Source organism: Aeromicrobium erythreum (assembly GCF_001509405.1).
Taxonomy (GTDB): Bacteria; Actinomycetota; Actinomycetes; order Propionibacteriales; family Nocardioidaceae; genus Aeromicrobium; species Aeromicrobium erythreum.
Window position 1 is genome coordinate 1,555,873 of sequence record NZ_CP011502.1, and the last position, 21,671, is coordinate 1,577,543.

Sequence of the window (21,671 nt, forward strand, 5' to 3'; positions counted from 1 at the left end):
CATGTTCGACTCCCTGCAAGACCGCCTCCAGTCCGCGTTCAAGAACCTGCGCGGCAAGGGACGGCTCAGCGAGGCCGACATCGACGCCACCGCGCGCGAGATCCGTCTCGCCCTGCTCGATGCCGACGTCGCCGTCCCGGTGGTCCGCGCGTTCACGGCGCGGGTCAAGGAGCGCGCGCTGGGCGTCGAGGTCTCCAAGGCGCTCAACCCGGCGCAGCAGGTCGTCAAGATCGTCAACGAGGAGCTCGTGACGATCCTCGGCGGCGAGACGCGCCGCGTCCGGTTCGCGAAGAACCCGCCGACCGTCATCATGCTCGCCGGCCTCCAGGGAGCGGGCAAGACCACGCTCGCGGGCAAGCTCGGCCGCTGGCTCAAGGAGCAGGGCAACAGCCCGATGCTCGTGGCCTGCGACCTGCAGCGCCCCAACGCCGTCAACCAGCTGCAGGTCGTCGGCCAGCAGGCCGGCGTCACCGTGTTCGCCCCCGAGGCCGGCAACACCGGCGGCGGCGACGGGGGCGCCGAGGGCACCCGCTCCGTCGGCGACCCCGTGCAGGTGGCCCGCGACGCGATCGCCGAGGCCCGCCGCACCCTGCACGACGTCGTCGTGGTCGACACCGCCGGACGCCTCGGCATCGACGCCGACCTCATGCAGCAGGCGCGCGACATCCGCGACGCCGTGAACCCCGACGAGGTCCTGTTCGTCATCGACGCGATGATCGGCCAGGACGCCGTGCAGACGGCCGAGGCGTTCGCCGAGGGCGTTGACTTCACCGGCGTGGTGCTCACCAAGCTCGACGGCGACGCCCGGGGCGGTGCTGCGCTGTCGGTCCGCGAGATCACCGGCCGGCCCATCATGTTCGCCTCCACGGGCGAGAAGCTCACCGACTTCGACGTCTTCCACCCCGACCGCATGGCCGGCCGGATCCTCGACATGGGCGACATGCTGTCGCTCATCGAGCAGGCCGAGAAGGTCTACGACGCCGAGCAGGCCGAGAAGGACGCCGAGCGCATGCTCGGGGGCACCTTCACGCTCCAGGACTTCCTCAAGCAGATGGAGACCCTGTCGAAGATGGGGTCCATGAGCAAGCTCATGGGCCTGCTCCCGGGCATGGGCCAGTTCAAGGACCAGATCGCGAACTTCGACGACCGCGAGCTCGACAAGGTGAAGGCGATCATCCTGTCGATGACGCCGAAGGAGCGCGACGACCCCAAGATCATCGACGGGTCGCGCCGCGCCCGGATCTCCAAGGGCTCGGGCACCTCGGTGCAGGACGTCAACCAGCTCGTCACCCGCTTCTTCGAGGCACGCAAGATGATGCAGCAGATGGCGAAGGGCGGGGGCATGCCCGGCATGGGCGGCGTCCCCGGCATGCCCGGCGTCGGCAAGCGGGCCGGCGCCCGCCAGAAGCCGCAGAACCAGAAGAAGAAGGGCAAGCGCGTGTCGGGCAACCCGGCCAAGCGGGCCCAGGCGTCCCAGCAGAAGCCGGCCGCGAAGGACGGCGCCGAGGCGTTCGGCTTCGGCGGCCAGCAGGGCGCGCAGGACTTCGAGCTGCCGAAGGAGCTCAGGGACCTGCTCTGAGCGGCTCGTCCGCGAGACCGTTGCTCGGGGCAACGTAGTCTGACGTCGTGCTGATCCCGCTCCTGCGCCGCCACCTGCGGCCCTACCGCGGACCGATCGCCGTGGTCGTGCTGTTCCAGCTGGCGCAGACGATCGCCAACCTCTACCTGCCGGGGCTCAACGCCGAGATCATCGACGACGGCGTCGTCCGCGGCGACGTGGGACGCATCTGGACCACGGGCGGCGTGATGCTGCTCGTCACCGTGCTGCAGGTGGCGTGCACGGTCGTCGCCGTCTACGTGGGGGCGCGGGTGGCGATGGCGCTCGGCCGCGACCTGCGCGCCGGCGTGTTCGACGCGGTCGAGGGGTTCGCCGCCCGCGAGCTGGCCCACTTCGGCGCGCCGACGCTGGTCACGCGCGCCACGAACGACGTGCAGCAGGTGCAGCTGCTCGTGTTCATGGCGCTGACGCTCCTGGTGTCGGCCCCGATCATGGCGGTCGGGGGCGTCGCGATGGCCCTGCGCCAGGACGTCGAGCTGTCGGGCCTGCTCGTCGTGGTCATCCCCGTCCTGGTGGTGGCCGTGGGCCTCATCATCCGCACGATGCGTCCGCTGTTCCGTCAGATGCAGGAGCGGATCGACGGCCTCAACGACGTCATGCGCGAGCAGATCCAGGGCATCCGCGTCGTCCGGGCGTTCGCCACCGAGGAGCGCGAGGCCGAGCGCTTCGCGCGGGCCAACCAGGCGTACGTCGACGTCGCGGTCGCGGCCGGGCGCGTGATGGCACTGATGTTCCCGACGGTCATGCTCGTCATGAACGTCTCGGTCGTGGCCGCCACCTGGTTCGGTGGCTACCGCATCGCGTCGGGCGACCTGCAGGTCGGCACGCTGACCGCGTTCCAGAACTACCTCGTGCAGATCCTCATGGCCGTCATGATGGCGACCTTCATGCTCATGCTCTGGCCGCGCGCCGAGGTGTCGGCGGAGCGGATCACCGAGGTCCTGGAGACCGAGCCGAGCATCGTCGCCGCGCCCGACGCCGACGACACGCCCGTGGCCCGCGGCGCGCTGGAGGTGCGCGACGCCTCCTTCGCGTATCCAGGGGCCGAGCAGGACGTGCTGCACGGCGTCTCCCTCGTGGCCAGACCGGGGGAGACCACCGCGGTCGTGGGGTCGACCGGCAGCGGGAAGTCGACGCTGGTCAACCTCGTGCCCCGACTCTTCGACGTCACCGCGGGGCAGGTGCTGCTCGACGGCCGGGACGTGCGGACGATGACGCCCGAGGCGGTCTGGGCGGCGATCGGGCTGGTGCCCCAGCGCGCGTTCCTGTTCTCCGGCACGGTGGCGTCGAACCTGCGCTACGGCCGTCCCGACGCGAGCGACGCCGAGCTGTGGGAGGCACTCGACGTGGCCCAGGCGCGCGACGTCGTCGAGGCGCTGCCCGAGGGGCTCCAGGCACCCGTCTCGCAGGGCGGCACCAACTTCTCCGGCGGTCAGCGGCAGCGGCTGGCGATCGCCCGCGCGCTGGTGAAGCGTCCGCTCGTGTACCTGTTCGACGACTCCTTCTCCGCGCTCGACTACGCCACCGACGCGGCGCTGCGGGACGCCCTGAGGCCGCTGACCCGCGACGCCGCGGTCGTGACCGTCGCCCAGCGGGTCTCGACCATCCGCGACGCCGACCGGATCGTCGTCCTTGACGAGGGCAGCGTCGTCGGCACGGGCACGCACCGAGACCTCATGGACACGTGCGCGGTCTACCGCGAGATCGTCCTCTCCCAGCTCAGCGAGGCGGAGGCGCGATGAGCGGCGGACCACGCGGGCCGATGGCCGCCGGAGCCATGGCGCCCCAGCGCGCGTCGGACTTCCGGGGCACCGCGCGACGCATCGGGCGACGACTGCTCCAGGACCGCGCGACGGTCACTGCCATCGCCGCGCTGGGTGTCATCGGCACGACCCTGTCCGTGCTCGGCCCGCGGCTCCTCGGGCACGCGACCGACCTCGTCTTCAGCGGCTACCTGTCGAGCCGGCTGCCGGCCGGCGCGAGCCAGGCCGAGGTCGTGGAGCGGCTGCGTGCCGACGGCCAGGACCGTCTCGCGGACGTGCTCCTCGGTGCCGACGTGCGCCCCGGGCAGGGCATCGACTTCACGCAGCTCGGCTGGGTGCTGGCGGGCGCGATCGTGCTGTACGTCCTGGCGTCGGGCTTCATGTGGTGGCAGGGCCGGCTCACCACCGCCGTCGTGCAGCGGATGGTCGGCGGCCTGCGCGACGACGTGGAGGCCACGCTGCACCGGCTGCCGCTCTCGTTCGTCGACGGCACGGAGCGCGGCGAGCTGATGTCGCGCACCACCAACGACATCGACAACATCGGCCAGTCGCTGCAGCAGACGATCAGCCAGCTCCTGACCTCGTTGCTCACGGTCGTCGGCACGCTCGTCATGATGGTCTGGATCTCGCCGCTGCTGGCGCTCGTGGCCCTGGCCACGATCCCGCTCGCCGTGTGGCTGACACAGGCGGTCATGCGCCGCTCGCAGCCGCAGTTCGTCGCCCAGTGGGCCGCCACCGGGAAGGTCAACGGCCACGTGGAGGAGGTCTTCACGGGTCACGAGGTGGTCAAGGTCTTCGGCCGCCAGCGCGACGTCCGGGAGGAGTTCGAGCGCCGCAACGACGCCCTGTTCACGTCGGCGTTCCGGGCCCAGTTCATCTCGGGCGTCATCCAGCCGCTCATGATGTTCGTCTCCAACCTCAACTACGTGCTGGTCGCCGTGATCGGCGCGGTCCGGGTCTCGACCGGCAGCCTCACGGTGGGGGACGTCCAGGCCTTCATCCAGTACTCGCGGCAGTTCACGCAGCCGCTCACCCAGATCGCGTCGATGGTCAACCTCCTGCAGTCCGGCATGGCCTCGGCCGAGCGCGTGCTGGCCCTGCTCGACACCGAGCTGGAGCGTCCCGACGTGGGGCCCGGCGGCGCGGCGCCGCTCGTGCCGACGCAGCCCGTGCGGGGTCGGGTGGTCCTGGACGACGTGGCGTTCTCCTACACCGACGCTCCGCTCATCGAGGGTCTCGACCTCGTCGCCGAGCCGGGCGCGACCGTGGCGATCGTCGGACCGACCGGCGCGGGCAAGACGACCCTCGTCAACCTGCTGCTGCGCTTCTACGAGCTCGACGCCGGACGCATCACGCTCGACGGCGTCGACGTCGCCACGATGGACCGCCAGGCGCTGCGACGGTGCTTCGGCGTGGTGCTGCAGGACGCCTGGCTGTTCAAGGGCACCATCCGCGAGAACATCGCCTACGGCCGCGTGGGCGACGTCGACGACGCCGCCGTCAGGCGCGCCGCGGAGGCCGCCTCGGTCGACCACCTCGTCCGGACGCTGCCCGACGGCTACGACACCGTCGTCGACGAGGGCGGGGGGAGCCTCAGCGCCGGCCAGCGCCAGCTGCTCACCATCGCCCGCGCGTTCCACGCCGACCCGCCCGTGCTGGTGCTCGACGAGGCGACGAGCTCGGTCGACACGCGCACGGAGGCGCTCGTGCAGGAGGCCATGGGCCGGTTGCGGCGCGACCGCACGTCGTTCGTGGTCGCGCACCGCCTGTCGACCATCCGCGAGGCCGACACCATCGTCGTCATGGAGTCCGGCCGCATCGTCGAGCAGGGCGACCACGACACGCTGCTGGCCGCCGAGGGTGCGTACGCCCGGCTCTACGCCGCGCAGTTCGCCGGCACCGCCACGTGAGCGGTGCGGGGGAGCGGGTCAGCCCTCGCGCAGGAAGGCGTCGGCGCGGTCCTTCGGCCGCCCGATGATGGCCCGTCCGGGTCCGTCCAGCGTGCCGCGCACCAGCACGGGCCGCTGGAGCAGACGGGGGTGCTCGACGAGCAGGTCGGCGACCTGCTCGGGCGTCGTGTAGTCGGCGGCGTCCAGACCCTGCTCCTTGAAGAAGGCGTCCTTGCGGACGAGGTCGGCGGGCTCGTCCTCGAGCCGCTCCAGGAGCGCGAGCAGCGTGGCGCGGTCGAGCGGCTGCTTCAGGTAGCGCACCTCCTCGACCTCGACGCCCGCCTGCGCGGCGGAGTCGAGCGCGTGCCGCGAGGTGGAGCAGCCCGGGTGGTGCAGGACGGTGACGTCGGCCATGAGGTCAGCGTAGCCACGCAGACCGACGGCTAGCGTGGGTCTCGTGAGCGAACCCGTCCGCTACGACGTCGACGACGCCGTCTGCACGATCACCCTGCACCGACCCGACGTCCGCAACGCCGTCGACGGCCCCACCGCCGCAGCCCTCCTGGCCGCCTTCGAGCGCTTCGAGGCCGACGACGACGTCGCCGTCGCCGTGCTCCACGGCGAGGGAGGCACGTTCTGCGCGGGCGCCGACCTGTCGGCCGTCGCCGACCCCGAGCGCGGCCACGTGCTCGACCCCGACGGCCACGGCCCGATGGGGCCGACCCGCATGGCGCTGACGAAGCCGCTCGTCGCCGCCATCGAGGGCCACGCCGTGGCCGGCGGTCTCGAGCTCGCGCTGCTCGCCGACCTCCGGGTCGCCGCCGAGGACGCCGTGCTCGGGGTGTTCTGCCGCCGCTGGGGCGTCCCGCTCATCGACGGTGGCACCGTGCGGCTGCCGCGTGTCGTCGGGCACGGCCGGGCGATGGACCTCGTGCTCACCGGACGCCCCGTGGAGGCGCACGAGGCGCTGCAGATGGGACTCGTCAACCGGGTCGTGGCCCCCGGACGCGCGCTCGACGTCGCCCACGAGCTGGCCGAGCAGCTCGCGGCCTTCCCGCAGGCCTGCCTCCGCGCGGACCGCGCGTCGGTGCTGGGGCAGTGGGACCTCCCGCTGGCCGAAGCGCTGCGCGCCGAGGGCGCGGGCGGGCTGCCCGTCGTCGCCGCCGAGGCCGTCGAGGGCGCGGCGCGCTTCGTGGCCGGCGCGGGCCGGCACGGTCGCTTCGACGACGGTGCCCCGGACCGGTGACCGGGACACGCGAGGCGATGTGGTCCTGGCGGACGTCGTCTGGCAGAATGTCGCCTTGTGTCCGCTGCGGCCGGGACCCTCTCACCCCGACCGCTGGGCCCACCAGCTTCGTGACCGAGTCGTGACCCCACCCGGCTCGCCACGTCACCCCACCACAGAGACCTGAGGAGACACCACACCCGTGGCCGTCAAGATTCGCCTGAAGCGGATGGGCAAGATCCGCACCCCGTACTACCGCATCGTCGTCGCCGACTCGCGCACCAAGCGCGACGGTCGTGTGATCGAGGAGATCGGCACGTACAACCCGAAGACCGAGCCGTCGACGATCCACGTCGTCTCCGAGCGCGCCCAGTACTGGCTTGGCGTCGGCGCCCAGCCCACCGAGGCCGTCGCCGCGCTGCTCAAGATCACCGGCGACATCGGTGGCACCAGCACCCTCAAGCAGCCCGAGCCGAAGGCCGACAAGGCCGCGCTGTTCGACGCCGCCCTGAAGGAGCTGCACTCGGAGCCCAAGACCGACGCGACCACCAAGAAGAAGGCCGCGAAGAAGGCTGACGAGGCACCCGCCGAGGAGGCCAAGGCCGAGGACACCGCTGCCGAGGCGCCCGCCGAGGCCGAGAGCACCGAGTCCTGATCGTGGCTGGTCGCACGCAGGAGGTCATCGAGCACCTCGTGTCGGCCATCGTCGACCACCCCGACGAGGTCGACGTGCGCGCCGCGTCGACCCGCCGGGGCGACCTCTTCGAGGTGCGGGTCAACCCTGCCGACCTCGGCAAGGTGATCGGCCGCTCCGGTCGTACCGCGTCGGCGATCCGCACCGTCACCGGAGCGATCGCCGGCACCAAGGGTGCCCGCATCGACTTCGTGGACGTCGACCGCCAGCGCTGAGGACCTGACGTGCGCGTCGTCGTCGGCCGCATCGGCCGGGCCCACGGCATCAAGGGCGAGCTCGCCGTCCAGGTCCGCACCGACGAGCCGGAGCGTCGCTTCGCACCTGGCACCGCCCTCGTCGCCGGCGACCGCACCGTCGTCGTGGCAGCCGCCCGGAACCACTCCGGGCGGCTCCTGCTGCGTCTGGAGGGCGTCGGCGACCGCACCGCGGCCGAGGCCCTGCACGGACGCGTCCTCGAGGTCGACGTCGACCCCGACGACGTGCCCGAGGACGACGACGCCTACTACGACCACCAGCTCGTCGGCCTGCGCGTGCACGACCACGCCGGCACCGACGTCGGGGTCGTCGCCGACGTGCTCCACCTGCCCGAGCAGGACCTGCTGTCGCTCGACCTCGACGCGGGCGCGCGCGGCGTGCTCGTGCCGTTCGTGGTCGCGCTCGTCCCCGACGTCGACCTGGGTGCGGGCCACGTGACGCTCGCCGACGTGCCCGGTCTGCTCGACCCCGACGCCCAGGCCGTCGCCGAGCCCGAGCGGGCCGCCGGCGGTGCCGACGCATGAGCGAGCCCGACGCCCCGACCCTGCGCATCGACGTCGTCTCCATCTTCCCGGCGTACCTCGACGCGCTCGACCTGTCGCTCGCCGGCCGGGCCCGCGAGAAGGGTCTGCTGCAGATCGCGACGCACGACCTGCGCGACTTCACCCACGACCGGCATCGCACCGTCGACGACACGCCCTACGGCGGCGGCGCCGGCATGGTCATGAAGCCCGAGCCGTGGGGCGAGGCCCTCGACACGGTCGCCACCGACGACAGCGTCGTCGTGGTGCCCACGCCGTCGGGCACCCCGTTCCGCCAGTCCCTCGCGCACGACCTCAGCCGCGAGCGGCACCTCGTGTTCGCGTGCGGTCGCTACGAGGGGATCGACCAGCGCGTCATCGACCACGCCCGCGAGCGCTGGCGCGTCGAGGAGGTCTCCCTCGGCGACTTCGTCCTCAACGGGGGAGAGGTCGCCGCGCTCGCGGTGATCGAGGCCGTCGTGCGCCTCGTCCCCGGCTTCATGGGCAACCCCGCCTCGCTCGCCGAGGAGTCGCACGGCGAGGACGGCCTCCTGGAGTACCCCGTGTACACCAAGCCGGCCACGTGGCGCGGCCACACGGTGCCCGACGTCCTGCTGTCCGGCCACCACGGCGCGATCGCCGCCTGGCGGCACGAGCAGGCGCTGCAGCGCACCCGCGAGCGGCGCCCGGACCTGCTCGGTGACGCGTCCGAAACATCGAGTTAACCCGAGGCTCGTCGTCGTAACGCTCCTGTGACCCGGAGGCAAGCCCCGCACAACCTCCTGTCGCCAGCATGACGCAGGAACCACGCAGCAGCGTCGCCGCGTGTCGCCCCCTCGCGGGGTCCTCCCTGCTCGCCCCCTGACGACGAGAGAGACACTCGATGAATTTCCCGACCTACTGGCTGCTCATCACGGCAGCGCTGGTGCTCTTCATGACGCCAGGCCTCGCCTTCTTCTACGGCGGTCTGGTCAAGGCCAAGAGCGTCGTGTCCATGATGATGCTCAGCTTCGGCACGATGGGCCTCGTGGGCGTCCTCTGGATGCTCTTCGGTGCCAACATGGCCTTCGTGGACGGAACCAGCAACGACTGGATCCCCGAGGTGCTCGGCAACCCGTTCTCCGACTTCGCGCTGAACGACGCGGCCAAGGCCGCGTTCGGCGGTGACGCCAGCGCCGGTGCTGTCCTCGCGGCGGCGGCCTTCGGGTCGACCTTCGCGATCATCACCGTCGCCCTCATCTCGGGCGCCATCGCCGACCGTGCGCGGTTCTTCCCCTGGCTGCTGTTCGCCGGGTTCTTCTCCGTGCTGGTCTACTTCCCGGTCGCCTCGTGGGTGTTCTCGTTCGTCGTGGACGGTGACACGACGACCTTCACCGGCTGGGTCGGCCAGCTCGGCACCCACCTGGGCCTGAGCACCGAGACGATCGACTTCGCCGGCGGCACCGCGGTGCACATCAACGCCGGCGCGGCCGCCCTGGCCCTCGCGCTCGTCCTGGGCAAGCGCAAGGTCTTCAGCAAGGAGACCGCCGTCCCGCACAACGTGCCGCTCGTCCTCATCGGTGCCGCGGTGCTGTGGTTCGGCTGGTTCGGCTTCAACGGCGGTGCCGCCACCGCGGACGGCCAGGCTGCGCTGATCTTCGTCAACACGATCGTCTGCCCGGCCGCAGCGGCCATCGGCTTCATCGTGGTCGAGCACTTCCGTCACGGGAAGGCCACCGCCGTCGGCGCCGCCTCCGGTGTCGTGGCCGGTCTGGTCGCGATCACGCCGGCCTGCGCCAACCTGACGCCGTTCTGGTCCATCGTGCTCGGCCTCGTCGCCGGTGCCGTCTGTGCGGTCGCCATCGAGCTCAAGTACAAGCTCGGCTTCGACGACTCGCTCGACGTGGTCGGCCTGCACCTGGTCGCGGGCGTCATCGGCACGCTGTACCTCGGCTTCTTCGCGATCGACACCGGCCTCTTCACGGGCGGCAACATCGACCAGCTGATCGTCCAGTTCATCCCGGCTGTCGCCATCGCGACCTACAGCTTCGTGATGGCCTTCATCATCGCGAAGGTGATCGACGTGACGGTCGGCTTCCGTGTCACCGAGGAGGAGGAGGTCGCCGGCATCGACAGCGTCCTCCACGGTGGCGAGGGCTACGCGCTCGACTGAGCCGTCGCCCACCCCAAGACCCCACGAGGGCACCTGCTCGGGCAGGTGCCCTCGTGGCGTTCTGGATCTTCTGCCGCCCACGGCCCGGCACCCCGCCGGGCGCTGCGCCGGGGACGATGCCGGTGTCAGGAACCCTCGACCCGTGTGGAATACTTGGCTGCTGGCGCATCGCGGTTCTGCCACAGGGGATCCGCTGACCGACGCCGCACGACCCTTTTCTTTTCACCATCGTTTTCCGTGGGTGACCTGTGGCACCGGCGAGGAGTAGATCATGACCAACCTGGTCGACCAGGTCGCAGCCGAGTCCCGTCGCGACGACGTCCCCGCGTTCCGCGCCGGCGACACCCTCAAGGTCCACGTCAAGGTCGTCGAGGGCAACCGCTCTCGCGTCCAGGTGTTCCAGGGCGTCTGCATCAAGCTGCAGGGCTCGGGCATCGGCCGCACCTTCACGGTGCGCAAGGTCAGCTTCGGCGTCGGCGTCGAGCGCACCTTCCCGCTGCACACGCCCGTCATCGAGAAGATCGAGGTCGCGACCCGCGGCGACGTGCGTCGCGCGAAGCTCTACTACCTCCGCTCGCTGCGCGGCAAGGCCGCGAAGATCAAGGAGAAGCGCGAGGACTGAGGTCCTCCCGCGTGCCCACCTGCTCGCTGTGGCTCCTGCGTCTAGGCTCACGTCGTGAGTGAGACCGTGAAGAAGCGCCAGCTACCCGTCTGGCAGGAGTCGATCCTCCTCGTCGTCATCGCCATGGTGATGGCCGTGGTGGTCAAGGCCTTCTTCCTGCAGGCGTTCTACATCCCGTCGGAGTCGATGGAACCGACGATGCTCGTCAACGACAAGATCCTCGTCCAGAAGGTCTCCTACTGGACCGGCGATCCCCAGCGTGGCGACATCGTCGTGTTCGACGACCCGGGGGGATGGCTCGACGCCAGCGAGGACGCCAAGGCCAGCAACCCGGTCCAGAAGGCGCTGGAGGTCGTCGGTCTCTTCCCGACCGGCGGCCACCTCATCAAGCGCGTCGTCGGCGTCGGCGGCGACCGCGTCGCCTGCTGCGACGAGCAGGGCAGGCTCACGGTCAACGGCACGTCCATCGACGAGCCGTACCTGCGCGACCCCGCCGCCAACAGCGAGACCCGCTTCGACGTGATCGTCCCGAAGGACCACCTGTGGGTCGAGGGCGACAACCGCGGCAACTCCGCCGACTCGCGCGTCCACCAGGGCGACCCGGGCGGCGGCTTCATCCCCGTCGACGCCGTCGTCGGCAAGGCGTGGGTGCGGGTGTGGCCGTGGAAGCGCATGGGCTTCATCCGCGGCACCGACGCGTTCGCCGAGGTGCCCGACGACCCGCCCGCGAAGCGCGAGTGACGCAGCAGCAGTGACAGGACGTCCGAGCCTCCGGTTCGAGCGCAGCCTCCTGCGCGAGCGCTGCACCGTGCTCGCCTGCGCCGACGAGGTCGGCCGCGGTGCGCTCAGCGGTCCGGTGAGCGTCGGCGTCGTCGCCGTCACCGAGCAGACCCGCACGGCACCGCAGGGCGTGCGCGACAGCAAGCTGCTCTCGCCCGACGCCCGCGCGCGGCTCGCGCCACGCATCCGCCGGTGGGCCACCACCCACGGCGCGGGCTACGGCGTCGGTCACGCGTCGCCCGCCGAGATCGACGCGGTCGGCATCATGGCCGCGATGCGGCTCGCCGCGCACCGGGCGCTCGTCGACCTCGACCCCACGCCCGACCTCGTGCTGCTCGACGGCAACCACGACTACCTGAGCGCGCCCGCGCAGCCGTCGCTCCTCGACGCACCCGGGCCGAGCTTCCCACCCGTCGTCACCGCGGTGAAGGCCGACCTGCGCTGCGCAGCCGTCGCCGCCGCGAGCATCCTGGCGAAGACGTCGCGTGACGCGCTCATGGTCGAGCTCGCGCAGGAGCACCCGCAGTACGGCTGGCACGAGAACAAGGGCTACGCGTCGCCCGCCCACGTCGAGGCGCTGCGTCGGCACGGCCCGAGCGACCACCACCGACGTTCGTGGAGCCTGCCCGGCTGCGCGGTCCCGGCCGGTAGTGTTCCGGGGAGCGACACGACGAGCACGATCGAGCAGGCCGTGGAGGGCAGATGAGCGCAGAGGACCTCGAGAAGTACGAGACCGAGGCCGAGCTCGCGCTCTACCGCGAGTACCGCGACGTCGTGAAGATCTTCAAGTACGTCGTGGAGACCGACCGTCGCTTCTACCTGTGCAACGCGGTCGACGTGAAGGTCCGCTCCGAGACCGGCGACGCCTACTTCGAGGTGTCGATGAACGACGCCTGGGTGTGGGACATCTACCGTCCGGCCCGGTTCGCCAAGAACGTCAAGGTGCTCACCTTCAAGGACGTCAACGTCGAGGAGCTCGCCGACTCCGACGTGAAGATCCCGTCCGCCTGAGGCACCTCGTGGACGAGACGCCGTCGAACGTCGTGGCCGTCCTGGCGCGCATCCCGGTGGAGAGCATCGACGCGGCGCTACCGCTGTACGAGCGCCTGTCGGGCACCACCGACGTGCGCGCCTTCACGTTCGGACCGGTGCGGCTGGCGTGGGTCGGACCCTTCCTCCTGCTCGAGGGCGCCGACGAGGCCACCCGCTCCCGCGCCGCGACGATCATCGTCCGCCACCTCGACGTCGTCGTCGACGCCGTGCAGGGCGGTGGGGGAGACCTCCTCGACGGTCCGATGCCTGGGCCGAACGGCCGCAGGCTCGTCGCCCGCCACGGCGACGGCAACGTCGTCGAGTACGTCGAGCAGGCCGCGCCGACCCGCTCCTGACCACGTCCACAGGCCCTTCGTCGGGCTGGTCCTGGTCGTCCACAGCCCGTGCGAGGGGTCTGTCGTGGGCGTCGTGGTGTGGCGAGGCTGGGGGCATGAGTCAGGCACGCAACGACGCGCTGGGGCGGTACGGGGAGCAGGTGGCGGCGCGGCACCTGGAGTCGCTGGGGATGACGATCCTGGAGCGGCGGTGGACGTGCCGGTGGGGTGAGCTCGACCTGGTGGCCAGGGACGGCGACACGATCGTGTTCTGCGAGGTCAAGACGCGGACGAGCTCGCGGCACGGGACGGGCTTCGAGTCGGTGTCGGCGCGCAAGGCGGCTCGGCTGCGGCGGGCGGCGTCGGCGTGGCTGCAGGCGCAGGAGGCGGAGCCCGCGGCGGTGCGGATCGACGTGGTGTCGGTGCGGATCCCGCGGCGCGGCGGTCCGGTGGTCGAGCGGATGGGCGGGGTGGCCTGATGGCGGCGACGCACTCGGTGACCCTCGACGGGCTGACCGGTCGGGCGATCGAGGTGGAGGTCGACATCGCCTCGGGTCTGCCCAAGACGATCGTGGTCGGTCTGGCCGACACGATCGTCAACGAGGCACGCGACCGGGTGCGTGCCGCGGTCGTCAACTCCGGCACGACCTGGCCCGACCAGCGCGTGACCATCAACCTCGCCCCGTCGACGCTGCCGAAGACCGGGTCGCACTACGACCTCGCGATCGGGGTGGCGATGTTCGTCGAGAAGACGCTGGTGCCGGTCGAGGCCACGGCGGGCACCGTCTTCATCGGCGAGCTCGCCCTCGACGGTCGGCTGCGGGCGGTGCGCGGAGTGCTGCCGGCGACGATCGCCGCCGTCGAGGCCGGTTTCGGGCGGGTCTTCGTGCCGGAGTCGAACGTGGGGGAGGCCGAGCTCGTGAGCGGCGTGCAGGTCGTCGGCGTGCGGTCCCTGCGCCAGGTGGTCGCGCTGCTCACGGGAGAGGACGAGCCGGACGACCCGCCCGTGCCGCCGCTGGAGGAGGGCGTCGGGCTCGGGCACGCCTACGTCGACCGCGTGGCCGGGCTCGACCTCGCCGACGTCGCCGGGCAGGAGGACACCCGGACCGCGGTCGTCGTGGCAGCTGCCGGCGGTCATCACGTGCTGATGACCGGCCCGCCGGGCATCGGCAAGACGATGCTGGCCCAGCGGCTTCCCGGCCTGCTGCCCGACCTGACGCGGGAGCAGGCCCTGGAGGTCAGTGCCGTGCACTCCCTGGCGGGCGTGCTGCCGGCGGACGTGCCGCTCGTGGAGCGTCCGCCGTTCGTCGACCCGCACCACACTGCCAGCGCCGTGGCGATCGTCGGGGGAGGCCAGCGGGGGATCCGTCCCGGCGCGCTCAGCCTGGCCCACCGCGGCGTCCTCTTCCTCGACGAGGCACCGGAGTTCGCGTCGAACGTGCTCGACGCGCTGCGCCAGCCTTTGGAGTCCGGGCACGTCGTCGTCTCGCGCGCGGCGCAGACCGCGACGTTCCCCGCCCGGTTCCAGCTCGTGCTCGCCGCGAACCCCTGCCCGTGCGGGCAGGGCGGGTCGGTGAGCGACCCCTGCGAGTGCACGCCGCTCATGCAGCGCCGCTACCGCGACCGGATCTCCGGGCCCGTGCGCGACCGCATCGACATCCACCGCACGCTGGTGCCGCCCAGCCGACCCGAGCTGGTCCACGAGACGGCGGGTGCCCGCTCCACCGCGCAGCTCGCACCGGCCGTGCGTCGGGCCCGGGAGCGACAGGCCGTCCGCTTCGCCGGGACGCCCTGGCAGGCCAACGCCGACGTGCCGGGCGTCGACCTGCGCAAGCACTGGCCGGCCACCGACGCCGCCCGACGCCTCGTCGACTCCCACCTGCGCGGGCAGCGACTCTCGGCGCGCTCGGCCGACCGGGTCCTGAGGGTGGCCTGGACCGTGTGCGACCTCCGGGACGGCGGGCAGCCCGACGTCGACGACGTCGAGCTCGCCCTCGCGCTGCGGCGCGGCACGCCGCTCGGTCCGCTGCTGCGCGACCTGGTGACGTCGTGAGCGAACGGACCGACCAGTTCCGTCGAGGCGACGCGCTGCGCGACGCCGAGGCACGGCTCGCGCTGAGCCTCGTCGTCGAACCGGGCGACCCCCGGCTGGTCCCGTTGCTCGCTGAGCACGGTGCCGGCGCCGTGGTGTCGGCGATCCGCCAGGGTGGCGGCACGCTCGCGTCGCAGCTGCCGGACGCCTGGCGCGACGCCGCGCCGCGCCTCGAGCGCGACGTCGCCGCGGCCCGAGCCAGGGCCGACGAGCAGGGTCTGCGCTGGGTGGTGCCGGGCGACCGGGAGTGGCCGGCCGGCCTCGACGACCTCGACCACGTGGAGCCGCACGGAGGCACCACCGGCGCACCGCTGGGGCTCTGGGTCCGCGGTCCTGCCGACCTCGCCGGGCTCGCGGAGCAGGCGGTGGCCGTCGTCGGCGCCCGCTCGTGCACCGCGTACGGGAGCGACTGCGCGGCCGAGATCGCCGCCGACGTGGCCGACCAGGGCGGCACCGTCGTCAGTGGCGCGGCGTTCGGCATCGACGCCGCCGCGCACCGGGGCGCCCTCGTGCAGCACCGGCCGACCGTGGCGGTGCTCGCCTGCGGGGCCGACGTCGAGTACCCGCGCACCCACGCGTCGCTCCTGCGCCGGATCGGCCAGGACGGACTCGTCGTCTCCGAGCAGGCCCCCGGCCAGGTGCCGATGCGCTCACGCTTCCTGTCGCGCAACCGGATCATCGCGGCGCTCGCGGTCGGGACGGTCGTCGTCGAGGCGGCCCGCCGCAGCGGCTCGCTCAACACGCTGTACTGGGCCGACGCCCTCGGCCGCGTGACGATGGGCGTCCCCGGTCCGGTCACGTCGCAGCAGTCCGCCGGCGTGCACCAGGCGGTCCGCGACGGGCGAGCCGTGCTGGTCACGACCGGTCGCGAGGTGCTCGACGCCGTCGCCGGGGTCACCGCCGACGTCGCCGAGCCCGCACGCATCGACGACACCGAGCGCGACAGGCTGGGTCGCCTGGCGCGTCGTGTGCTCGACGCGTTGTCCTTCGAGCAGGCCCGCACGGCTGCCGACGTCGCCGCGGCCGCACGGGGGAGTCGTGCCGAGGTCGCCGAGCTGCTCACGGCCCTCGAGCGCCAGGGGCTCTGCGTCCACGTGGGCGACCGCTGGCTCGTGCTCCCGCGTGGTGCCTCGACGGCCCGGCGCTGAGCCGTCACCCTGGGGTCATGGGTGCAGCCTGGGACGACGCGGTCGAGGCGTTCGCCGAGCACCTGCGCCACGAGCGGAACCTCTCCGAGCACTCGGTCCGCGGCTACCGCACCGATCTCTCCCAGCTCGCCGAGCACGCACAGGCGCTGGGCGTCGAGGGGCCCGCCGACCTCACGACCCGCGCGCTGCGCAGCTGGCTCGCCAACCAGCAGACGCTGGGTCGCGCCCGCGCGACCATCGCCCGACGGGCCACGTCGGCGCGCACGTTCACGGCGTGGTGCGTCCGCACCGGACGGGCGTCGTCGGACCCCGGCGCGCTGCTGGCCAGCCCGAAGGCACGACGCGAGCTGCCCGCCGTCCTCAGCGAGAGCGAGGTGCGGGCCCTGCTCGACACGACGGCCGAGTCGGTCGCCGACGACGGGCCCGTCGGCCTGCGCGACCTGCTGGTCCTCGAGCTGCTGTACGCCACCGGCGTCCGCGTCGGGGAGCTGTGCGGGCTCGACGTGGACGACGTCGACCCCGGCCGACGACTCGTGCGCGTGCTCGGCAAGGGCCGGAAGGAACGGTCCGTCCCGTACGGCGTGCCGGCGGCGCATGCGCTGGACGCCTGGCTCACCACCGGCCGACCGGCGCTGGCGACGTCCGACAGCGGCCCCGCTCTGCTGCTCGGCCTCCGTGGGGGCCGGCTCGACCCGCGCACGGCCCGCAAGGTCGTGCACGACCGGCTCGCCGCGGTCGACGGTGCGCCCGACCTCGGCCCGCACGGGCTGCGCCACACCGCCGCGACCCACCTGCTGGAGGGGGGCGCCGACCTGCGCAGCGTGCAGGAGGTGCTGGGCCACGCGTCGCTCGGCACCACGCAGATCTACACGCACGTCAGCAACGAACGTCTGCGCGCCGCCTACCGCCTCGCGCACCCCCGCGCCTAGCGACCCCGAGGCGGGCGCGTGCTCACCACGGGGTGCTCGGCACGCCCCAGCGGGACGTCGTCCCCACGACGAGACGGGCCAGGGCCTCGCGGTCCCCGAGGTGGTCCGGGTCCACCCCCAGCACGGCCAGCGTCGCGGTGTCGCCGTGCCGGGTCCACCAGACCGTGAGGCCACCACGCGTCCGACGCAGCATCGAGGGCGTGACGCCCTGCGTCACCGACCGCATCAGCACCGACGTCGCCGGGTGGCCCAGCGGCGCGGCGAACGTGGCCGGCAGCTGCCCCAGGTTGGAGCACAGGCACAGCGGTGCCGCGACGCCTCGGGCCAGGACCGCGACCACCGGGTCCGGCAGCAGCTGCGTCAACGGCCCGAGCGGGTCGTGCCGGCCGCCCGACAACGTCGCGTAGGCGCTGCGGGCCTGCGCCCGGACGGCCCCGAGGTCGACGACGCGGCCGACACCGTCCGCGACCTCGGTGACGACGTCGATCGAGACGCCCGATGTCGCGTTCGAGCGCAGGTCGTCCGTGCCGCGCAGGCTCACGGGCAGCGACACCCGCACGGGGCGTCCGGCCTCGACCCGGCCCGAGGCCAGCAGCACCTCCACGGCCACCGCGACCAGCAGGCTGTTCGACGTCCCTCCGTGCCGAGCGGCCGCCTCGTCCCAGGCCCGGGCGTCGAGGTCGACGACGACGGTGGCCGGCGCGCGCGGCAGGTCGTCGCCCGCCTGGTCGGGGCCGAGGAGTCCGTCGCGCGACGTCTGCACGTCGGTCCGCGGCGGTCGCGACGACCTGAGCGCGTCGCGCACGGCGGTGGCACCTCCGCGCAGCGCGAGCCCCACCTGTCGCACCGCGTCGCGCAGGTCGTCGCGGACCGTGGGCGTCGGCCCCTCCGCCGGCAACCGTCCCGGACCGCCGCCCTCGACCGCCGCGACGAGAGCCGCGACGTGCGCGCCACCGTCGCAGACGACGTGCGGCGTCAGGTACGAGAGCACCGAGCCACCGTCGGTCGTGCTGGCGGTGGCGAGGCTCCAGGTGGGGCCCGACCACGGGTCGAGCGGCTCGGCCGCCCGCTCCTCGGCCCACGCGAGGACGTCGCCCGGCCGCAGCGGCGACGTCGCGACGTGGACCGGGCCACCCGCCGACGACGCGACCCAGGTGTCGCGCGCGCCGGGGACCCGCGACCGCCTGATCGAGCGGGCGAGAGGTCCGTCGCGGAGCCCGAGGTCGAGCCGTCCCACCTCGGCCGGGTGGAGGGGGCGGTCGAAGCGCCACACCGTCTGGTTGACCACGGGGATCCCGAGGACGCGGTGCGCCCGGACGAAGAGGTCGTCGTCCAGGGTCAACCGGTTGCCGTCGGTGGCGGTCGCCCTCGCGACCTGGGTGCTCTGCAGGTCCACGTCTCCTCCAGTCCTCGTGCTCAGTCGCGTCGGACGTAGGCCCGCACCGTGAGCGGTGCGAAGATCGCGAGCACGGCGAGGGAGCCGAGCAGCGCGGTGAGCACCGACCCGGCGGCGGGGTCGCCCCCGGCGAGGTCGCGCACCGCGGAGACCAGGTGCGTGACCGGGTTGACCTCCGCGATGGCACGCATCCACGCCGGCATCGTCTCGGTGGGCACCAGCGCGTTCGACATGAACGACAGCGGCGTCAGGACGAGCATCGAGACGCCCTGGACGGCGGCGGCGCTGCGCATCATGACGCCCATGAAGGCGAAGACCCAGCTCATGGTGAAGCCGCTCAGCACGACCAGAGCGCAGCCGGCGACGAGCCCGGCCCACGACTCCGGCCGGTAGCCCATCGTCACGCCGACGACCACCGTCATGGTCACCGCCACGACGTAGCGGACCACGTCAGCCAGCAGGGCACCTGCGAGCGGTGCCGTGCGGGCCACGGGGAGCGACCGGAAGCGGTCGAACACGCCGCGGTCGATGTCGTCGCGCAGCTGCACCCCCGTGACGACCGACGCCGTGACGGCGATCTGCACGAGCACACCGGGCACGAGCTGGGGAAGGTAGGCGTCGACGCCGCCCGCGACGGCACCTCCGAAGACGTTCGCGAACAGGATGGTGCCGACGACCGGCAGCACGATGACGTCGAAGAGGCGCTGCGGGTCGTGGCGGACCCGCAGGAGTCCCCGGTGGCCGAACGTGAGCACCTGGGCGAGCGCCGACAGCGGGCCGACCCCACCGCGCGGCGCCGGTCGGACCTGAGCGCCGATCGCGGCGCTCATGCCGCGTCCTGACGCTGGGGGCCGGGCGCGTCGAGCGCTCCCGTGAGCGCGAAGAAGACCTCGTCGAGGCTCGGGCGGGCCGCGCTGAGCTCGCCGATCTCGATACCGCGTGCGGCGAGCGCCAGCACGACGTCGGACGTCACGGCGCCCGACCGGATCGGCGCGGCCAGCAGCACGCCGTCGTCCTGGGGGACCTGACCGGTCACCTCGTGCAGGACACGGGCCGCTTCGACACGGCGCGCCGGGTCGGCCACGACGAGGTGGAGCGTCAGGCCGCCGACGGACTCCTTGAGCTCGGCGGGCGTGCCGTCCGCGACGACGCGTCCGCGGTCGATCACCGCGATCCGGTCGGCGAGCTGGTCCGCCTCCTCCAGGTACTGGGTCGTGAGCAGCACCGTCGTGCCCTGCGCGACGAGCTCGCGCACCGTCGCCCACATGTCGGCGCGCGTGCGTGGGTCGAGCCCGGTCGTGGGCTCGTCGAGGAAGAGCAGCGGCGGGTCGCCGAGGAGGCTGGCGGCGATGTCGAGACGTCGCCGCATGCCCCCGGAGAAGGTCGAGACGGCGCGGTGAGCCACGTGCGTCAGACCGAACCGCTCGAGCAGGTCGGCCGCGCGGGAGCGGGCCTCCGCTCGTCGCCAGCCGACCAGACGGGCGAAGAGGTAGAGGTTCTCGTGCGCCGTCAGCAGCTCGTCGAGCGCGGCGTACTGGCCGGTGAGGCCGACGAGGGAGCGCACCTGCGTGGGGGAGCGCGTCACGTCCTGCCCGAAGACCTCCGCGCGCCCGCCGTCGAGGCGGACCAGCGTCGCGAGGGCGCGCACGGCCGTCGTCTTCCCGGCACCGTTCGGGCCGAGCACGGCATGCACCGTGCCGGCGCGGACGGACAGGTCGAGGCCGTCGAGCGCCCGCTGCTCCCCGTACGTCTTGACCAGCCCCTCGGCCCGGATGGCCCACTCGGTCATCGTCGTCCCCCTCCGTCAGGTCGCGGCGCGCAGCGCCCGACGCTCACCACAGCCGTGCCTCGACGTGCCACGCCGCCAGGCCCGAGCGCACCAGGTCACGCAAGGTCTCGTCGTCGGGCACCCGCGCCGGGTCGAGCGCGGCGACCGTCACGGTGGTGCGCTCGCCGGAGGTGCACGCCCACGCCGTCAGCCCGCCGCCGAGGACACGGATCTCGGCGTCGTCGACCACCCGGTGCCCGGCCAGCGCGGCGATGCTGCGGGCCGGCGTGCCGGTCGGGGCGCTGAACGCCGGGGACATCGTCCCGAGGTTCGACGCCAGCACGCGGGGGCCGGTCGGCACCGGCAGCCGGCGCACGACCGCGTCGGGCAGCATCTGCACGAGCGTGAGGAGCGAGCCGGTGTCGGCGTCCTTGGCCGACGTGTCGCGCGTGCCGAGCTGGGCGTAGGCCTGGCGGCAGCCCGCCCGCAGCGGTGCGAGGTCGTGACGTCGCAGGTCGGTCGGGTCGACGGCGACGCGGGCGATCCGCGTGGCGTTGGCGCGAGGGTCGTCGGCGCCTCGCGCGGTGACGGGCAGTGCCACCAGCACGGGCTCGTCCTCGTCCGTGATCCCGGCCGACCCGACCAGGGACGCGCTCAGCGCGACGAACCAGGTGTTGAGGGTCCCGCCGTGCCGCGCCGCTGCAGCCTCCACGTCGGCCGTGCGGCACTCCGCCACGACGGTGGGGACCACCCAGCCCTGGGGCGCGGTCGGCCCGTCGGGGGCGGCGCCGGCGTCGCCCCCGCGGGGGAGGTCGCGCCGCCACGCTGTCGCAGCGCGCTCGTGGCGCCCCAGCGCACGACGGCCCGGACCTGGCGCGCCGCGTCCTGCAGGTCGGCCCGCAGCGTCCCCCACGTGCCGTCGCGGTCGGGCAGGGTCAACGGCGCCCGCCCGGAGGCCGCCCGCTCGACGGCGTCGACCATCGCGCCACCGTCGGCGACGGCGTGGTCGACGATCAGCGACAGCAGCGAGCCGCCGTCGGACAGCCGCGCGCTCGCCAGCCGCCAGGAGTCGCCGCGGCCAGGGTGCAGCGGAGCGGTGTGGTTGGACCGGAGCCAGTCGACGACGTCGCACTCCTGGAGCACGGTCGGCTCGACGTCGAGCGCCGGGGCATGGGGCGCCCGCGACCAGCGACCACGTGCGCCGGGCACGCGGGGACGGTCCGCGCGACGCGAGAGCGCCCCGCGGGCCAGCTCGTCGCGCAGCCGGACCAGCGCCGCGGTCGGCACGACGTGGTCGAGACGCCAGACGAACTGGTTGACGATCGGCGTCCCCACGCCGCGGTGCCGTCGCAGGAACAGGTCGTCCCCGAACGTCAGACGAACCGTCGCGTGGTCGATCGCCATCATGAACACCCCCCCCCAGGTTCTGCCGAGTCAAGCGGCCCGTCGCCG

General features: G+C 73.0%; 24 protein-coding genes. 18 read left to right on the forward strand and 6 right to left on the reverse strand.

Going from position 1 to position 21,671, the window contains the following annotated elements; translation table 11 throughout:
* Position 1: 1 nt before the first annotated feature.
* The 3 genes from ffh to Aeryth_RS07320 are packed head-to-tail and all read left to right on the forward strand — an operon-like array spanning position 2 to position 5,291.
* A complete protein-coding gene (ffh, locus tag Aeryth_RS07310; protein ID WP_067856581.1) occupies positions 2-1,579 on the forward strand; it encodes a signal recognition particle protein in 1,578 nt (525 codons plus the stop codon).
* Between the two features lie 47 nt (positions 1,580-1,626).
* Positions 1,627-3,360, forward strand: a complete 1,734-nt coding sequence (locus Aeryth_RS07315; protein WP_067856584.1) for an ABC transporter ATP-binding protein — start codon at positions 1,627-1,629, stop codon at positions 3,358-3,360.
* Positions 3,357-5,291, forward strand: coding sequence for an ABC transporter ATP-binding protein (locus Aeryth_RS07320; protein ID WP_236749844.1), 1,935 nt, complete (start codon positions 3,357-3,359; stop codon positions 5,289-5,291). The genes Aeryth_RS07315 and Aeryth_RS07320 overlap by 4 nt, the downstream gene beginning before the upstream one ends.
* 18 nt (positions 5,292-5,309) lie before the next feature.
* Here Aeryth_RS07320 and Aeryth_RS07325 read toward each other — a convergent pair whose 3' ends face one another.
* Positions 5,310-5,684 (reverse strand): arsenate reductase family protein, encoded by a 375-nt coding sequence (locus tag Aeryth_RS07325; RefSeq protein ID WP_067856587.1) that lies wholly within the window; start codon positions 5,682-5,684, stop codon positions 5,310-5,312.
* A gap of 43 nt (positions 5,685-5,727) precedes the next feature.
* Here Aeryth_RS07325 and Aeryth_RS07330 point away from each other — a divergent pair, with 43 nt between their 5' ends.
* The 15 genes from Aeryth_RS07330 to Aeryth_RS07400 all read left to right on the forward strand — a co-directional run bounded on the left by Aeryth_RS07330 (position 5,728) and on the right by Aeryth_RS07400 (position 17,055).
* Positions 5,728-6,516 carry a crotonase/enoyl-CoA hydratase family protein gene (locus Aeryth_RS07330; protein WP_067861460.1) on the forward strand — a complete coding sequence of 263 codons (789 nt, stop codon included), beginning with the start codon at positions 5,728-5,730 and terminating at the stop codon, positions 6,514-6,516.
* A 181-nt stretch (positions 6,517-6,697) separates the two neighbouring features.
* Positions 6,698-7,150, forward strand: coding sequence for a 30S ribosomal protein S16 (rpsP, locus tag Aeryth_RS07335; RefSeq protein WP_067856590.1), 453 nt, complete (start codon positions 6,698-6,700; stop codon positions 7,148-7,150).
* A gap of 2 nt (positions 7,151-7,152) precedes the next feature.
* Entirely contained in the window at positions 7,153-7,404 is a 252-nt protein-coding gene (locus Aeryth_RS07340; RefSeq protein ID WP_067856593.1) for an RNA-binding protein, read from the forward strand.
* A 9-nt stretch (positions 7,405-7,413) separates the two neighbouring features.
* On the forward strand, positions 7,414-7,968 hold the full coding sequence (gene rimM, locus Aeryth_RS07345; RefSeq protein WP_067856596.1) for a ribosome maturation factor RimM: 555 nt from the start codon (positions 7,414-7,416) through the stop codon (positions 7,966-7,968).
* A gap of 20 nt (positions 7,969-7,988) precedes the next feature.
* Positions 7,989-8,690 carry a tRNA (guanosine(37)-N1)-methyltransferase TrmD gene (gene trmD, locus Aeryth_RS07350; protein ID WP_067861462.1) on the forward strand — a complete coding sequence of 234 codons (702 nt, stop codon included), beginning with the start codon at positions 7,989-7,991 and terminating at the stop codon, positions 8,688-8,690.
* A 158-nt stretch (positions 8,691-8,848) separates the two neighbouring features.
* Complete coding sequence (locus Aeryth_RS07355) at positions 8,849-10,117, forward strand: ammonium transporter (RefSeq protein ID WP_067856598.1); 1,269 nt, start codon at positions 8,849-8,851, stop codon at positions 10,115-10,117.
* 271 nt (positions 10,118-10,388) lie between these two features.
* On the forward strand, positions 10,389-10,739 hold the full coding sequence (gene rplS, locus Aeryth_RS07360; protein ID WP_067856601.1) for a 50S ribosomal protein L19: 351 nt from the start codon (positions 10,389-10,391) through the stop codon (positions 10,737-10,739).
* A 54-nt stretch (positions 10,740-10,793) separates the two neighbouring features.
* Positions 10,794-11,480, forward strand: a complete 687-nt coding sequence (gene lepB / locus Aeryth_RS07365) for a signal peptidase I (RefSeq protein ID WP_236749845.1) — start codon at positions 10,794-10,796, stop codon at positions 11,478-11,480.
* Between the two features lie 10 nt (positions 11,481-11,490).
* On the forward strand, positions 11,491-12,225 hold the full coding sequence (locus Aeryth_RS07370; protein ID WP_083516330.1) for a ribonuclease HII: 735 nt from the start codon (positions 11,491-11,493) through the stop codon (positions 12,223-12,225).
* Entirely contained in the window at positions 12,222-12,530 is a 309-nt protein-coding gene (locus Aeryth_RS07375; protein WP_067856607.1) for a DUF2469 domain-containing protein, read from the forward strand. The genes Aeryth_RS07370 and Aeryth_RS07375 overlap by 4 nt, the downstream gene beginning before the upstream one ends.
* Before the next feature lie 8 nt (positions 12,531-12,538).
* Positions 12,539-12,907, forward strand: coding sequence for a hypothetical protein (locus tag Aeryth_RS07380; protein WP_067856610.1), 369 nt, complete (start codon positions 12,539-12,541; stop codon positions 12,905-12,907).
* Between the two features lie 95 nt (positions 12,908-13,002).
* Complete coding sequence (locus Aeryth_RS07385; RefSeq protein ID WP_067856613.1) at positions 13,003-13,365, forward strand: YraN family protein; 363 nt, start codon at positions 13,003-13,005, stop codon at positions 13,363-13,365.
* Entirely contained in the window at positions 13,365-14,939 is a 1,575-nt protein-coding gene (locus tag Aeryth_RS07390; RefSeq protein ID WP_067856616.1) for a YifB family Mg chelatase-like AAA ATPase, read from the forward strand. The genes Aeryth_RS07385 and Aeryth_RS07390 overlap by 1 nt, the downstream gene beginning before the upstream one ends.
* The gene (locus Aeryth_RS07395) at positions 14,936-16,126 is read left to right on the forward strand and encodes a DNA-processing protein DprA (RefSeq protein WP_158509194.1); all 1,191 of its coding nucleotides are present in this window, start codon (positions 14,936-14,938) and stop codon (positions 16,124-16,126) included. The genes Aeryth_RS07390 and Aeryth_RS07395 overlap by 4 nt, the downstream gene beginning before the upstream one ends.
* 17 nt (positions 16,127-16,143) lie before the next feature.
* Positions 16,144-17,055, forward strand: a complete 912-nt coding sequence (locus tag Aeryth_RS07400) for a tyrosine recombinase (protein WP_067856619.1) — start codon at positions 16,144-16,146, stop codon at positions 17,053-17,055.
* 22 nt (positions 17,056-17,077) lie between these two features.
* Here Aeryth_RS07400 and Aeryth_RS07405 read toward each other — a convergent pair whose 3' ends face one another.
* Genes Aeryth_RS07405 through Aeryth_RS07425 form a run of 5 tightly spaced genes read right to left on the reverse strand, consistent with a single transcriptional unit; the run spans position 17,078 to position 21,626 of the window.
* Positions 17,078-18,451 (reverse strand): hypothetical protein, encoded by a 1,374-nt coding sequence (locus tag Aeryth_RS07405; RefSeq protein WP_067856622.1) that lies wholly within the window; start codon positions 18,449-18,451, stop codon positions 17,078-17,080.
* A 20-nt stretch (positions 18,452-18,471) separates the two neighbouring features.
* Entirely contained in the window at positions 18,472-19,281 is an 810-nt protein-coding gene (locus Aeryth_RS07410) for an ABC transporter permease (RefSeq protein WP_067856625.1), read from the reverse strand.
* A complete protein-coding gene (locus Aeryth_RS07415) occupies positions 19,278-20,240 on the reverse strand; it encodes an ATP-binding cassette domain-containing protein (RefSeq protein WP_067856628.1) in 963 nt (320 codons plus the stop codon). The genes Aeryth_RS07410 and Aeryth_RS07415 overlap by 4 nt, the downstream gene beginning before the upstream one ends.
* A gap of 43 nt (positions 20,241-20,283) precedes the next feature.
* Positions 20,284-20,931 (reverse strand): hypothetical protein, encoded by a 648-nt coding sequence (locus tag Aeryth_RS07420; protein WP_158509195.1) that lies wholly within the window; start codon positions 20,929-20,931, stop codon positions 20,284-20,286.
* Positions 20,874-21,626, reverse strand: a complete 753-nt coding sequence (locus tag Aeryth_RS07425; RefSeq protein WP_144433716.1) for a hypothetical protein — start codon at positions 21,624-21,626, stop codon at positions 20,874-20,876. The genes Aeryth_RS07420 and Aeryth_RS07425 overlap by 58 nt, the downstream gene beginning before the upstream one ends.
* Positions 21,627-21,671 lie beyond the last annotated feature (45 nt).

What these genes read in the sequence shown, in the direction of transcription:
- Aeryth_RS07410 (WP_067856625.1), bottom strand. Translation starts at nt 19,281, where the DNA reads ATGAGCGCCGCGATCGGCGCTCAGGTCCGACCGGCGCCGCGCGGTGGG.
- Aeryth_RS07390 (WP_067856616.1), top strand. Translation starts at nt 13,365, where the DNA reads ATGGCGGCGACGCACTCGGTGACCCTCGACGGGCTGACCGGTCGGGCG.
- rplS (WP_067856601.1), top strand. Translation starts at nt 10,389, where the DNA reads ATGACCAACCTGGTCGACCAGGTCGCAGCCGAGTCCCGTCGCGACGAC.
- Aeryth_RS07355 (WP_067856598.1), top strand. Translation starts at nt 8,849, where the DNA reads ATGAATTTCCCGACCTACTGGCTGCTCATCACGGCAGCGCTGGTGCTC.
- Aeryth_RS07325 (WP_067856587.1), bottom strand. Translation starts at nt 5,684, where the DNA reads ATGGCCGACGTCACCGTCCTGCACCACCCGGGCTGCTCCACCTCGCGG.
- Aeryth_RS07385 (WP_067856613.1), top strand. Translation starts at nt 13,003, where the DNA reads ATGAGTCAGGCACGCAACGACGCGCTGGGGCGGTACGGGGAGCAGGTG.
- Aeryth_RS07375 (WP_067856607.1), top strand. Translation starts at nt 12,222, where the DNA reads ATGAGCGCAGAGGACCTCGAGAAGTACGAGACCGAGGCCGAGCTCGCG.
- Aeryth_RS07415 (WP_067856628.1), bottom strand. Translation starts at nt 20,240, where the DNA reads ATGACCGAGTGGGCCATCCGGGCCGAGGGGCTGGTCAAGACGTACGGG.
- ffh (WP_067856581.1), top strand. Translation starts at nt 2, where the DNA reads ATGTTCGACTCCCTGCAAGACCGCCTCCAGTCCGCGTTCAAGAACCTG.
- Aeryth_RS07400 (WP_067856619.1), top strand. Translation starts at nt 16,144, where the DNA reads ATGGGTGCAGCCTGGGACGACGCGGTCGAGGCGTTCGCCGAGCACCTG.
- Aeryth_RS07425 (WP_144433716.1), bottom strand. Translation starts at nt 21,626, where the DNA reads ATGATGGCGATCGACCACGCGACGGTTCGTCTGACGTTCGGGGACGAC.
- Aeryth_RS07320 (WP_236749844.1), top strand. Translation starts at nt 3,357, where the DNA reads ATGAGCGGCGGACCACGCGGGCCGATGGCCGCCGGAGCCATGGCGCCC.